10 protein-coding genes are annotated in these 14056 nt (G+C 65.8%); 3 read left to right on the top strand and 7 right to left on the bottom strand.

Features of this window, described 5'->3' with window-relative positions; all coding sequences use genetic code 11:
• Positions 1-93: 93 nt before the first annotated feature.
• The 6 genes from ABZ293_RS15990 to ABZ293_RS15965 all read right to left on the bottom strand — a co-directional run bounded on the left by ABZ293_RS15990 (position 94) and on the right by ABZ293_RS15965 (position 6136).
• A complete protein-coding gene (locus ABZ293_RS15990) occupies positions 94-528 on the bottom strand; it encodes an STAS domain-containing protein (protein WP_355181156.1) in 435 nt (144 codons plus the stop codon).
• Between the two features lie 272 nt (positions 529-800).
• On the bottom strand, positions 801-2081 hold the full coding sequence (clpX, locus tag ABZ293_RS15985) for an ATP-dependent Clp protease ATP-binding subunit ClpX (protein WP_063044679.1): 1281 nt from the start codon (positions 2079-2081) through the stop codon (positions 801-803).
• Between the two features lie 429 nt (positions 2082-2510).
• Positions 2511-3179 (bottom strand): ATP-dependent Clp protease proteolytic subunit, encoded by a 669-nt coding sequence (locus tag ABZ293_RS15980; RefSeq protein WP_354960993.1) that lies wholly within the window; start codon positions 3177-3179, stop codon positions 2511-2513.
• Between the two features lie 45 nt (positions 3180-3224).
• A complete protein-coding gene (locus ABZ293_RS15975; RefSeq protein ID WP_355181154.1) occupies positions 3225-3812 on the bottom strand; it encodes an ATP-dependent Clp protease proteolytic subunit in 588 nt (195 codons plus the stop codon).
• A 200-nt stretch (positions 3813-4012) separates the two neighbouring features.
• Positions 4013-5389 (bottom strand): trigger factor, encoded by a 1377-nt coding sequence (gene tig / locus ABZ293_RS15970; protein ID WP_355181152.1) that lies wholly within the window; start codon positions 5387-5389, stop codon positions 4013-4015.
• Positions 5390-5545: 156 nt separating this feature from the next.
• Complete coding sequence (locus ABZ293_RS15965; protein WP_355181150.1) at positions 5546-6136, bottom strand: FKBP-type peptidyl-prolyl cis-trans isomerase; 591 nt, start codon at positions 6134-6136, stop codon at positions 5546-5548.
• A 276-nt stretch (positions 6137-6412) separates the two neighbouring features.
• Between ABZ293_RS15965 and ABZ293_RS15960 the strand changes: the two genes are divergently transcribed.
• From ABZ293_RS15960 to ABZ293_RS15950, 3 genes are read left to right on the top strand one after another with little or no spacing between them, the layout of a single operon-like run.
• Positions 6413-8881, top strand: coding sequence for a phosphoketolase family protein (locus tag ABZ293_RS15960; RefSeq protein WP_355181148.1), 2469 nt, complete (start codon positions 6413-6415; stop codon positions 8879-8881).
• Between the two features lie 54 nt (positions 8882-8935).
• Positions 8936-10816 carry a 3' terminal RNA ribose 2'-O-methyltransferase Hen1 gene (locus ABZ293_RS15955; RefSeq protein ID WP_355181146.1) on the top strand — a complete coding sequence of 627 codons (1881 nt, stop codon included), beginning with the start codon at positions 8936-8938 and terminating at the stop codon, positions 10814-10816.
• Complete coding sequence (locus ABZ293_RS15950; protein ID WP_355181144.1) at positions 10816-13386, top strand: polynucleotide kinase-phosphatase; 2571 nt, start codon at positions 10816-10818, stop codon at positions 13384-13386. Before ABZ293_RS15955 ends, ABZ293_RS15950 begins: the two co-directional genes overlap by 1 nt.
• 456 nt (positions 13387-13842) lie before the next feature.
• Here the strand turns inward: ABZ293_RS15950 and ABZ293_RS15945 are convergent, their stop codons facing one another.
• The gene (locus ABZ293_RS15945; RefSeq protein ID WP_355181142.1) at positions 13843-14046 is read right to left on the bottom strand and encodes a hypothetical protein; all 204 of its coding nucleotides are present in this window, start codon (positions 14044-14046) and stop codon (positions 13843-13845) included.
• Between the last annotated feature and the right edge of the window lie 10 nt (positions 14047-14056).

Genomic DNA, 14056 nt, shown 5'->3' with positions numbered 1-14056 from the left:
CTCAAGCTTAGCGCCGGTGTCTTCGGCTGCATCGCGGCCGGAGCCGTCTTCTCCTCCATGCGCGTGCTCACAGGCTCGCCCGCGTTTTCGCTATCAGGCGCTCACGCGCGCCACCTCGGACGCCGTCGCCCGCGCAACCGCGGCGAGGCTCGGCACGATATCGAACACCGCGGCATGACCCGCAACCTCGAGCAGCCGGTCCACGCAGCGCGGACCGGTGATCAACTGAAGTCGTCGGCCGCTGCGGGCGCACTTGGATCGGGCGTCCATCAGAACCCGGAGCCCGGCAACGCCGAAGAACGTTACCTGCGACAGGTCGATGACCACCACCGCACCCGCCGTGGGCAGAGCCCCAACCAGGGACCGGCGAAGAGTATCCGCCGTCAGATAATCCACTTCACCGCCCACCGCGCACAGTGTGATCGAATCCATCGGCGGTAAGACCACGATGGACAGACGTTCGGCGGTTTGTCCGGATTCGCGCACGGCGGCCGTGCTGTTATCCGAGGAAACTGAAACTATCGGCATGAGGGACCTCGGTCCGTCGCACCCGCCGCCAAAAACCTTGCAGGCGGGATCTTTTCGCCCGATCCAGCTATGGACCAAGACTGGGCTGGTTACTCAACCGTGATCCATGAGTACCCAAACCGAAAGCTCCGTACACATCGAGTTGGCCCGAGTGTGACCGCCGTCATATCGCGTGGTAGCAGTACCAGCGGCGGCGGCGAGCAGCGCACCCGGGCCAGCCGGAAGCAACCGGAGGTTGCGGTTGCATTCGTCTGACCCGGTCCGCGTCGTGTTTACGCCGACTTCTCCCGGCGCTCCGCACGCTGCGCCTTGCGCGGCACGATGGTCGGCAGCACGTTGTCGTTGACGGTATCGGCGTTGACGACCACCTTGGCGACGTCATCGCGGCTGGGGATATCGAACATCGCCAGCTGCAGGACCTCCTCCATGATGGCGCGCAGGCCACGGGCGCCGGTGCCGCGCAGGATCGCCTGATCGGCGATCGCCTCGAGCGCGTCATCGGTGAACTCGAGGTCGACGCCGTCCATCTCGAAGAGCCGCACGTACTGCTTCACCAGCGCGTTCTTCGGCTCGGAGAGAATCTTGACCAGCGAGTCCTTGTCCAGGTTCGTCACCGAGGCGACGACGGGCAGACGCCCGATGAATTCCGGGATCAGACCGAACTTGATCAGATCCTCGGGCATCACCTCGGCGAAGTGGTCATCGGTATCGATCTCGGCCTTGGAACGCACCTCGGCGCCGAAGCCGATACCGCGGTGACCGGTGCGATCGGAGATGATCTTCTCCAGCCCGGCGAACGCGCCAGCCACGATGAAAAGCACGTTGGTGGTGTCGATCTGGATGAATTCCTGATGCGGATGCTTGCGCCCGCCCTGCGGCGGCACGCTGGCCTGCGTGCCTTCGAGGATCTTCAGCAGCGCCTGCTGCACACCCTCACCGGAGACATCGCGGGTGATCGACGGGTTCTCGCTCTTGCGCGCGATCTTGTCGACCTCATCGATGTAGATGATGCCTGTCTCGGCCCGCTTCACGTCATAGTCCGCGGCCTGGATCAGCTTCAGCAGGATGTTCTCGACATCCTCACCGACGTATCCGGCCTCGGTCAGCGCCGTGGCGTCGGCAATGGCGAACGGGACATTGAGCATCTTGGCCAGCGTCTGCGCCAGATAGGTCTTACCGCAGCCGGTGGGGCCGAGCATGAGAATGTTCGACTTGGCCAGCTCGACGGTCTCGCCCCGGCTGTCACGACCCTTATCGCCCGCCTGGATGCGCTTGTAGTGGTTGTAGACGGCGACGGCGAGCGTGCGCTTGGCGGTGTCCTGCCCGATGACGTAGTTCTCGAGGAAATCCCGGATCTCGGCGGGCTTGGGCAGCTCATCGAGTTTGACCTCGCTGGACTCGGCCAGCTCTTCCTCGATGATCTCGTTGCATAGATCGATGCACTCGTCGCAGATGTACACCCCTGGTCCCGCAATGAGCTTCTTGACCTGCTTCTGGCTCTTTCCGCAGAACGAGCATTTCAGCAGATCGCCGCCATCTCCGATGCGCGCCATCTCGTGGGTCCCTACTTCCTTGTCCGCCTGCAACCGTCTATCCAGGTTGCCAGCAATCCGCCACCCTCGGGTGTAATCACGAACACCTCGAGCGAATCCGACGTTCGAGCACTGCCGTCAACCGGGAGCAAAGGTCCCTAGGTCGACCGTACCCGGTGTGCGCGACGGAGGTCGATAACTCGAGCATGTTTCTCGCCGGGGTTCTACGAGTTCTTACCACTATGGAACACGTTCACCCCGATCGACGGCCATTCGACACGCCTGGCCGCCCGCCCCGGAATGCCTTCTGCCGGACACCGTTCCGGCCGATCGACTTTCCTGAAGCAGTCCGGCCGGGCCACATGCCGAGTGGCACCTGTCCCGGCCGGAATATCCTGATATTGAGCAACTTACGAGCGATCAGCGCACCACGCCATCCGGCGCGGCTGCTTACTTCTGGGCGCTGAGCTTGCGGTAGTCGAACACCGTATCGATGATCCCGTATTCCTTGGCCTCCTCGGCCGTCAGGATCTTGTCGCGGTCGGTGTCCTTGCGGATGGTGTCCGCGTCCTTACCGGTGTGGCGCGCCAGCGTGGTCTCCATCAGGCGACGCATGCGCTCGATCTCGGCGGCCTGGATCTCCAGGTCCGAAACCTGCCCCTGGATACCGCCCTCCAGCGAGGGCTGGTGGATGAGGACCCGGGCGTTGGGAAGGCAGGCCCGCTTGCCGGGGGTACCGGCGGCGAGCAGCACGGCGGCGGCCGAAGCGGCCTGACCGAGGCAGACGGTGGCGACATCGGCACGCACGTACTGCATGGTGTCGTAGATCGCCATCAGCGAGGTGAACGAGCCACCGGGCGAGTTGATGTACATGGTGATGTCGCGATCGGGATCCAGCGACTCCAGCACCAGCAGCTGCGCCATGATGTCGTTGGCCGAGGCGTCGTCGACCTGCACGCCGAGGAAGATGATGCGCTCCTCGAACAGCTTGTTGTACGGGTTGGACTCCTTGACACCGAAGCTGGAGTGCTCGATGAACGAGGGCAGGATGTAGCGCGACTGCGGGCTCGCCGGAGCGGTGCCGCCGAGACCGGCGCGCGGGTCGAACTGATTGACCATCTTCGTCTCCAAAGTCGTTGAGTGGGAACGGATCTGCGTGTTTAGTTAGTTACCCGCGCCGTTCGCCTGCGCCGCGTGGGTGATCACGCGGTCGATGAAGCCGTATTCCAGCGCCTGCGCCGCGGTGAACCAGCGGTCGCGGTCGGCGTCGGCAGTGACCTGCTCGATCGACTTGCCGGTGTGCAGCGCCTGCAACTCATTGAGCTCGCGCTTGGTGTGCGCGAACTGCTCGGCCATGATCGCGATATCGGCCGCGGAACCGCCGATGCCCGCCGAGGGCTGGTGCATCATGATGCGCGCATGCGGCAAGGCGAACCGCTTGCCCTTGGTGCCGGCGGTGAGCAGGAACTGACCCATCGATGCGGCCAGGCCCATGCCGTAGGTGGCGATATCGCACTCGGAGAACTGCATCGTGTCGTAGATGGCCATACCCGCGGTGACCGAACCACCGGGCGAGTTGATGTAGAGCGCGATGTCCTTGGTCGGATCCTCCGCCGACAGCAGCAGGATCTGCGCGCACACCTTGTTGGCGATGTCGTCGTCGACCTGGGTGCCGAGGAAGATGATGCGCGAACGCAGCAGACGCTCGTATACCGAATCACTGAGGTTGAGACCAGCAGTGGGGGAACTCATGACGACCCCTGCCTTGTTCATTGTCACGGATACCTGCCTTCTCTCACCGGCTCGTTGCTGAGGCCGAACAGCCATCTCTGGTTCGCTTGTCACAAACATTAACGAAGCAGGGCGGCACCGAACTCCCGGTACCGCCCATCTTCGCTCACAGCGCAATAACGCACCCATCCGGGGCGTCATCACGCTGGCACTTCATGAAGTTATTCGGCACTCGCCGCGGCGGCCTCGTCGGATTCCCCCGCATCGGTGGAACCCTCAGGGGCACCGAACATTTCGGCGGTGTCCACGGTGTTGCCCTCGGAGTCGGTGACCTTCACCTTGCCGACCACACCGGCCAGCGCCTTGCCGCGGCGGACGTCGGCGAAGACCGCGCCGAGCTGACCCGCCTGCTGCACCTGCTGGATGAACTGCTCGGGCGACAGACCGTAGCGCTGCGCCTGGAACAGGATCCGCTCGGTGAGCTCCTCCTGGCCGACCTGGGTGTTGTCCGCCTCGGCGATGGCGTCCAGCAGCAGCTGGGTCTTCACCGACTTCTCGGCGGACTCCTTGGTGTCCTTGTCGAACTCCTCGCGGCTGGAACCCTGGGCCTCGAGCGCCTCGGCCAGCTTGGCCTCGTCGTGGTCGAAGCCGTGCACCGCATCGTGCAGCACGGCGTCGATCTCGGCCTGCACGACCGCCTCGGGCAGCGGCACCTCGACCTGCTCCAGCAGGGTCTCGAGCACCTTGTCGCGGATCTGACCGGCCTGCTCGACCTTCTTGACCCGCTCGACCCGGTTGCGCAGGTCTTCCTTCAGCTCGTCGAGGGTGTCGAATTCGCTGGCGAGCTGGGCGAAATCGTCATCGGCCTCGGGCAGCTCGCGCTCCTTGACCGAGCGCACGGTGACGGTGATGACCGCCTCCTTGCCCGCATGCTCACCGGCGACCAGGGTCGAGGTGAACTCCTTGGACTCGTCGACCGAAAGGCCGATCAGCGCCTCGTCCAGGCCCTCGATCAGCTGACCGGAGCCGACCTCGTGGGACAGGCCGGTGGTGGCCGCCTCGGGCACTTCCTCGCCGTCGACGGTGGCCGAGAGATCGATGGAGACGAAGTCGCCGTTCTGGACCGGACGCTCGACGCCGGTCAGGGTGCCGAAGCGCTGGCGCAGCGACTGCAGCTGCTCCTCGATGTCCTCGTCACCGATGGTGAACGAATCGACGGTCACCTCGATGCCGTCGTAGGCGGGCAGGGTGATCTCGGGGCGCACGTCGACCTCGGCCGTGAACGCCAGCTCCTGGCCGTCCTCGATCTTGGTGATCTCGATCTCGGGCTGGCCGATGACCTTGACCTCGGAGGTGGTGACGGCCTCGCTGTAGCGGCCGGGCAGTACGTCGTTGACGACCTGCTCCAGGATCGCGCCGCGGCCCAGGCGGGCCTCGATGAGCTTGGCCGGGGCCTTGCCCGGACGGAAGCCGGGGATGCGGACCTGGTTGGCCAGCGCCTTGTAGGCCTTGTCGAAGTCCGGCTTCAGCTCCTCGAAAGGCACCTCGACGTTGATCCGGACCCGGGTCGGGCTCAGCTGCTCGACGGTGCTCTTCACGGACATGCTCCTTGTTCGTTGGTTCTTGTGGCCGACTTGCTAGGGGTAATCACGAGCGAAATCGCCGCACGAGTTAACGTGCGCATCTCGACAAGGTTAGTTGACCGGTCGCGGCGGGCTGCAGGCAGCACCACCGCCGAGCACCCCGCGCCGCCGTCATTTGCCGACGGCGACCGCGTCGGTGACGAAGACCAGCGTCTCGTTGGGCTTGATGCCATTGCCACCTGCGCCGTAGCCGAGATTCGGCGGGATGATCAGCAGCCGCCGCGCGCCCGCCTGCACACCGACCAGGCCCTGCTCCCAGCCCGGAATGACCTGTCCGGCGCCCAGCGTGAGCTGGAACGGCTTGCCGCGGTCGAACGAGCTGTCCAGCTTCTTCTTATCCGACCAGGTGATCAGCGTGTAGTTCATGGTGAGGGGCTGACCGGCGACCGCACCCGGACCGCTGCCCGCGACCAGATCCTTGACGACGAGTTGGGTCGGCGCGGTGCAGGTGTCGGGGATGGTGATCTTCGGAGTGGCGCCGAAACCGCCGACCACCACGATGTCATCGGCGGTGCATTCGGCTCCGGTGGGCTGCGCGGGCAGCTGGCCGAAGGTGGCCTGCGCCGACGCCTTGGCGGGCGATGAGGCTGTCGCCGACGACGCGGCCGTCGAGCCTTTGTCGTTGTCCGAGCCACAGGCGGCCAGCGCGAATGTCGCGGCGGCGATGGTGCCGATACCGATGATCCTGCGCAGTGTTTGCATGTGGCGGACCATAATCCACCCCGCATCCCCTCGCCCGAGCCGCCCTTTCGATAGGGCGAGGACCGATGGCACCGGATCGGGTGACCTCCGGCACGAGACGGGCTGCCCCCCGACGCGGGACGGTGAGAACCGATCGGCGCGGGGCCCCGCGTGGGTAGGCTGGCGGTGAATTCTCCATCCGGCGTTATCGATCGACGTCGGCAACCGTGCAGGACCCGTGACAGGCGGTCCATCGAGGTGCCGCTTCCGATGCCCGAGTGTGAGGAGAGTCGGCGTATGACGCAGATGGCCAGTGTCGGGGGCGATACCTCGGCCGACAATGTCGACAGCGGTGGCGGTGCCACTGTCGCACCGCGGCCGTATCGGCTCGGGGAGGTTTCCGGCCCCCTTGGACATACGGAGCTGGAATCGATCGACGCGTGGTGGCGTGCCGCGAACTATCTCGCGGTCGGCCAGATCTATCTCATGCGCAATCCGCTGCTGCGCGAGCCGCTGCGCGCCGAACACATCAAGCCGCGGCTGCTCGGCCATTTCGGCACCGTGCCCGGCCTGAACCTGGTCTGGGTGCATGCGAATCGGGCGATCCGCCAGCGCGATCTGAATGCCGTCTTCGTGGCCGGTCCCGGGCACGGCGGGCCGGGGCCGAATGCATGTGCATGGCTGGAGGGGACGTATTCGGAGCTCTACAGCCATGTACCGCAGGATGAAACCGGGATGGGCGCGCTGTTCGCACAGTTCTCCTTCCCCGGTGGCGTGCCGAGTCACTGTGCGCCGGAAACTCCTGGTTCCTTCCACGAGGGCGGTGAGCTCGGCTATTCGCTGCTGCATGCATTTGGGGCGGCGCTCGACAATCCGGATCTGACGGTGTTCTGCGTGGTCGGCGACGGTGAGGCGGAGACCGGGCCGCTCGCGACGAGCTGGCATGCCAACAAGTTCCTCAATCCGGTACGCGACGGGGCGGTGCTGCCGATTCTCGCGTTGAATCAGTACAAGATCGCCAATCCGACCATCCTGGCGCGCATTCCGGAGTCGGAATTGCTGACCCTGCTGCGCGGATACGGCTACGAGCCGATCGTCGTCGCGGGCAGCGACCCGGCGCGGGTCCACCAGGAGATGGCGATCGCCGTTGACGCCTGTCTGGATCGCATCGCGGAGATTCAGCACATCGCCCGCGCGGGAACCGATGGGGTGCGTCCGATCTGGCCGATGATCGTGCTGCGCACGCCGAAGGGGTGGACCTGTCCGCCGGTGGTCGACGGCGATCAGGTCGAGGGCACATTCCGCGCGCATCAGGTGCCGTTGGCGGCCGCGCGCACCGATGACCGGCACCGCGCGGTGCTCGAGCAGTGGTTGCGGGCCTATCGGCCGGAGCAGCTGTTCGATGAGTCGGGCCGGCCGGTTCCGGCACTGCTCGATCTGGTGCCCGATGGTGATCGGCGGCTGAGCGCGAATCCAATTGCCAACGGGGGCAGGCTCGTTCGAGACCTGCGCTTGCCGGATTGGCGTTCCTATGGCGTCGAGGTACAGGAGCCGGGTGCGACGCAGCACGAGGCGACCCGGGTGCTCGGTGGCTGGCTGCGCGATGTCACCGCACGCAATACCGATAACTTCCTCACCTTCGCCCCCGACGAGCTGGCCAGCAATCGGCTGCAGGACATTCTGGAGGTAACCGGGCGCGACTGGCAGGCCGAAATCGGCGAATTCGATGTGGCCCTGGACCGGGGCGGGCGGGTTATCGAGGTGCTCTCCGAGCATATGTGCCAGGGACTGCTCGAGGGCTATCTGCTGACCGGCAGACACGGGGTCTTCACCTGCTACGAGGCATTCATCCACATTGTCGACGCGATGTTCAACCAGCACGCCAAATGGCTGGACGCGAGTGCGGCTGTCCCATGGCGGCAGCCGATCGCGAGCCTGAATTATCTACTGTCGTCACATGTTTGGCGCCAGGACCACAATGGTTTCACCCATCAAGATCCCGGATTCCTCGATGTGGTGCTGAACAAGAAGCCCTCGATCGTGCGGGTGTATCTGCCGCCGGACGCGAACACGCTGCTGTCGACTTACGACCACTGTCTGCGCTCGCGGCATTACGTCAATGTGGTGGTCGCGGGGAAGCAGCCACAGGCCGACTGGCTCTCGGTTTCCGATGCCGCGGTGCACTGTGCGCGCGGTGCCGGAATCTGGGAGTGGGCCGGACAGCACGACGATCCTGGCACCACCCCCGATGTCGTACTCGCCTGTGCTGGCGATATACCGACGCTGGAAACGCTTGCGGCGGCGGCGATTCTGCGTGCACGGCTGCCGCAACTGCGTATCCGGGTGGTGAATGTGGTCGACCTGATGCGACTGCAACCCGCGGACGAACATCCACATGGACTGTCCGACAGTGAGTTCGACGCACTGTTCACGCGGGACCGTCCGGTCATCTTCGCGTTCCACGGGTATCCGTGGCTGATCCACCGCCTGACCTACCGCCGCACCAACCACGGCGACATGCACGTCCGCGGATACATCGAAAAGGGCACCACCACAACACCTTTCGATATGGTCATGCTCAACAACCTGGACCGGTTCCACTTGGTGACGGACGTCATCGACCGGGTGCCGACGCTGCGGGAGCAGGCGGCCGGGCTGCGGCAGGAAATGGTCGACGCCCGCTGGAACGCCCGCGCGTGGACTCGCGAACACGGCGAGGATATCCCGGCCGTCGCCAACTGGACCTGGCCGGACGTCAGTCTCTGATCAGCCAACCGAAACCTCCTTGCGTGCGGTCTGCGGCTCGGCGACGATCGCAAGATGCTGTTGACGATCACCTGCACACCGCCGGAGGGCGCGGCTTGGCCCGCGACCGATCTGGGCTTCTTGCTGCACAAGAATCCCGACCGGGTGCAGGCGTTCGAGCAGTCCTACGGCACCGCGCATATCGTGTATCCGGAGGCCACCGCCGCCCGATGCACGGCGGCGCTGCTGTTGGAGATCGATCCGATTCGGTTGGTGCGCGGGCGTTCCCGCAGCACACCGGATTTCAGCCTCGGCCAGTATGTCAACGACCGGCCCTACGCGGCGTCGTCACTGCTGTCGGTCGCACTCGGCGCGGTATTCCGCACCGCCCTGCACGGCCGCTGCGACCAGCGACCCGAATTGGTGCGCACCGCGCTGCCGCTGCGGATCGCCTTGCCCGCGGTGCCGTGCAAGGGCGGACCGGAGGCGGCCGAGCGGGTCTTCGCGCCGCTGGGCTGGAGCGTGATCGCCGAACCACTCCCCCTCGATCCGGCCTTCCCGGAATGGGGCGATTCGCATTACGTGCGACTGGAGCTCACCGGCACCATCCGCCTGGCCGACGCACTCGCGCACCTGTACGTCCTACTGCCGGTGCTCGATGGTGCCAAGCATTACTGGCTGGCCGCCGACGAGGTCGACAAGCTCATCCGCGCGGGTGCCGGCTGGCTCGCCGACCATCCGGAACGCGCCTGGATCACCCGGCGCTACCTGGCTCGACGCCAGTCGCTGGTGCGCACCGCGCTGGCCCGGCTCGCCGAGGTCGACGATGTGGAACCGGAGGAGCTCGATGCGGTCGAGGAAGGCTTCGACGAGGCGCTGGAGACAGCCGACGACACGATCGTGTCCGACGATGTGAACCCTGGCCGAGCATCGACGGACCGATCGGGTGGGTCCGTTGAAACTGGCACTGCGCCTGCGGTTTTCGCGGTGTCTGCCGAGGGGAAGAGCGCCGAGTCCGAGGATGTGTTCGACAATGCTGGGCGCGACGTGTTCCCGGCGACCGAGGATGCGGTGGCGAAGTCCATGTCGATCGAGGCCGCGGTGGTGCATTCCGCGTCGACCGAGAACGCGGCAGCACAGCCCACATCCACCGAGAACACGGCACCACAGCCCACATCCACCGAGAACACGGCACCACAGCCCACATCCACCGAGAACACGGCACCACAGCCCACATCCACCAAGGACGCGGCGGAACAGCCAACATCGACGGAGGCTGTGGAGATAGCGGGCACCGCGACCGAGGGCGATGAGCGTACGCCATCGCTGGCGGTTATGCGGCGGGCCGCGGTATTGGCCGCGCTGCGGGAGGTCGGGGCGCATCGGGTGCTCGATCTCGGCTGCGGGGAGGGGGCGCTATTGCGGGAATTGTTGGCGGACAAGGCTTTTACCGACGTTGTCGGGGTAGACGTATCGATGCGGGCACTGAATATCACCAAGCGGCGGCTGCGGCTGGATCGGATGCCGGAGCGGGTGGCGCGGCGGTTGACATTGCTCCAGGGGGCGCTGACGTATACCGATGCGCGACTGCACGGGTATGACGCGGCGGTGCTGATGGAGGTCGTCGAACATATCGACGAGCCACGGCTGGCCGCCCTCGAATACGCCGTATTCGGCTCGGCAACCCCGGGTTCCGTAATCGTGACAACGCCGAACGCGGAGCACAACGTGGTGTACGAAACACTTCCGGCGGGCAAGTTCCGGCATTCCGATCACCGGTTCGAATGGACCCGTGCGGAATTCGCGGACTGGGCATCCCGCGTGGCGGCACGGTACGGGTACGCGGTGCGATTCGAGCCCGTCGGTGTCGAACATCCCGAATTCGGCCCGCCCACGCAGCTGGCGCTGTTCACAAGGGCCGCGACGTCCGACGACACTACGAGAGGAGCCGCGTGATGACCGAACTGGCGGTCCCGGAGCTCTCACTCGTCGTGCTGATCGGTAGCACCGGATCCGGGAAATCGACATTCGCGCACAAGCACTTTCGGCGCACCGCAATCGTTTCGTCGGACGCCTGTCGCGGCATCGTCAGCGATGACGAGAACGATCAGTCCGCGACGCCGGATGCCTTCGCACTGCTGCACCATATCGCCGGTATCCGACTGCGGCGCGGACTGCGCACCGTTATCGATGCCACCAATGTGCAGCCCAAGGCGCGTCAGGAGCTGATCGCGGTGGCGCGGGCGCACGATGTGCTGCCGGTGGCGATCGTGCTCGACGTCGCCGACGACGTGTGCTTCGAACGCAATGCGCTACGCCCCGACCGGTCACACCTGGCCCGGCACGTGGTCACCAGACAACAGCGCGAACTGCGCCGAGGTCTGCGCGGTCTGGAACGCGAGGGCTTCCGGAAGGTCTACATACTGCGCGGAGCCGAGGAGATCGAGTCCGCCACCATTGTCGACGAAAAGGCCTGGAACGACAGGCGTGACCGCACCGGACCGTTCGACGTGATCGGCGATGTGCACGGCTGCCGCGCCGAATTGGAGACGCTGCTCGGGGAACTCGGCTATCAGCTGGCGCGCGACGATGCGGGACGTGCGGTCGGCGCAAGTCACCCGGCCGGACGCACCGCGGTATTCGTCGGCGATCTGGTCGATCGTGGGCCGGATACCCCCGGCGTGTTGCGACTCGTCATGGGCATGGTGCGCGCGGGAACGGCGCTGTGCGTCACCGGAAATCATGAGAACAAGCTGGTGCGTGCGCTCGATGGCAAGAAGGTGCGCATCGCACATGGGCTCGCGGAATCGCTGGCCCAGTTGGAGGCCGAGGACGAGGACTTCCGCAAGGCGGCGCTGGACTTCTGCCGCGGTCTGATCAGCCACTACGTACTCGACGACGGCCGGTTGGTGGTCGCGCATGCCGGGCTCAAAGAGGAGTACCACGGGCGTGCGTCCGGGCGGGTTCGCGCCTTCGCCATGTACGGCGAATCCACCGGGGAGACCGATGAATACGGCCTTCCGGTGCGTTATCCATGGGCCGAGGACTACCGTGGCCGTGCCACTGTGTTGTACGGCCACACGCCGGTGACCGACCTGCGCTGGGTGAACAACACCCTGTGCCTGGATACCGGCGTCGTCTTCGGCGGCAAGCTCTCGGCCCTGCGCTATCCGGAGCGCGTACCGGTTTCGGTTCCGGCCGAGCAGGTTTGGTACGAGCCGGTGCGGCCGCTGGCGGCCACCACCATCGCGACGGCCGACGGTGTCGTGCACCGCGATCCGGGCGTACTCGACCTGGACGATGTCATGGGTCGCCGGGTGGTGGAAACCCGCCAGCACGGCCGTGTCGGTGTACAGGAGGAGAACGCCGGGGCCGCATTGGAGGTGATGAGCCGCTTCGCGATCGATCCGCGGTGGCTGGTGTACCTGCCCCCGACCATGGCACCGTGTGCGACCACCCAGCTGGACGGCTACCTCGAACATCCTGCCGAGGCCTTCGACTACTACCGGTCCGAGGGCGTGCGGCGCGTGGTGTGCGAGGAGAAGCACATGGGTTCGCGCGCAATCGTGCTGGTGACGCGTTCGGCGCGGACCGCGGCCGACCGGTTCGGCGTCGACGACGGCAGCACCGGTGCGCTCTACACCCGCACCGGACGCCCGTTCTTCGATGACACGGCGCAGACCGAGGAACTGCTCACGCGGGTGCGTGCCGCAGCCGAATCCGCGGGCCTGTTCGAGGAATTGCACACCGATTGGCTGCTGCTGGATGCCGAGCTGATGCCGTGGTCGGCCAAAGCCGTTGGCCTGCTGCGCAATCAGTACGCCGCCGTCGGCACGGCGGCGCGCGCCGCACTCGATACGGCGACCGATCTGCTGGCCGCGGTCACCGCTCGCGGCCTGGATGTCGCCGATCTCGCGGACCGCACCATGGCACGCAAAACCGACGCGGCAGCCTTCACCGCCGCCTATGGCCGCTACTGCTGGCCGGTCGATGGCCTGGCCGGACTCCGAATCGCACCGTTCCAGATTCTGGCCGGTTCGGGCGTCAATTACGCAGTGCGGGACCATGATTGGCACCTGTCGCAGATCGACCGCCTGGTGGCCGCCGACGCCGAGCTGTTCACCCCGACCGGCCGGATGGTCGTCGATTTGACCGATCCGGCCAGCGCGGCCACCGCCACTTCCTGGTGGATCGAAATGACCACGGCAGGCGGCGAGGGCATGGTGGTGAAGCCGTACGACGCGATGGTCCGCGGCGACGGCGATCGGCTGGTGCAACCGGGCATGAAATGCCGTGGCCCCGAATATCTTAGGATTATCTACGGCCCGGAGTACCTGCGTGACAACAACTTGCGCCGACTGCGCACCCGCAGCCTCGGCCGCAAACGCTCAATGGCACTGCGGGAGTATGCATTGGGACTGGAGGCACTCGACCGTTTCGTCACGGGTGAACCACTCTGGCGCGTGCACGAGGCCGTGTTCGCGGTCCTCGCACTCGAGTCCGAGCCGGTCGACCCGCGCCTCTAACAAGCAGCGATTGCACGCGCGCCGGTCGGATGACCGGCGTGCAACATCCCGCCGGAAGGCATGGCGGACCACGTGGATCTGGCCGAGAAATTGCCTTCGTGTCGACTCTGCTCGCAGCGCGGTCTATGACGGCCGAGCCGATATGCCCCTCGGCATCCGCCCCTACGAGGCGATGACGCCCGGCCGGAACGGCGCATCCACCGCCCACGCACTGGCCGCGACCTACAGCGCCATCGCCAATGACGGGCCTGATCAGCCACCGCCGTCTGCTGCGTCCCGGAACCCACCCCCCGCATCGCCGAAATAGCACCGAACAGCCACTCCGCCCAACCACCAATCCGCACCCAAAACACACCGGTCATCCGCCGAGAATGCGCTGATGCAGGTGCACTCTCGACGTTTACCTGCGTGAGCGCATGGTGATCGCTTGTCCAAGCGGGTGAGTGGGGGGCGAGGTTAGGGGGTGGGGGGAGGTCGGGGAATTCCGTTTTCGCCCCCGGCGAACGCACCGGCCGCTACCGGATCGGCGGCGACCAGCCGGTCCGCGATACCGACGGCCGCAGCCGCATCTCGATCGAGGACACCGCCGTCGCCCTGCTCGACGAAGTCGAGCTGCCGCGATTCGTCCAGCGCCGCTTCACCATCGGCTACTAGCAGCACATCTGCGCAC

Origin of the sequence: Nocardia sp. NPDC005998 (assembly GCF_040614395.1) — a bacterium.
GTDB lineage: Bacteria > Actinomycetota > Actinomycetes > Mycobacteriales > Mycobacteriaceae > Nocardia.
The sequence above is the reverse complement of the archived record's forward strand: the minus strand, read 5'-3'. Positions and strand labels throughout refer to the sequence as shown.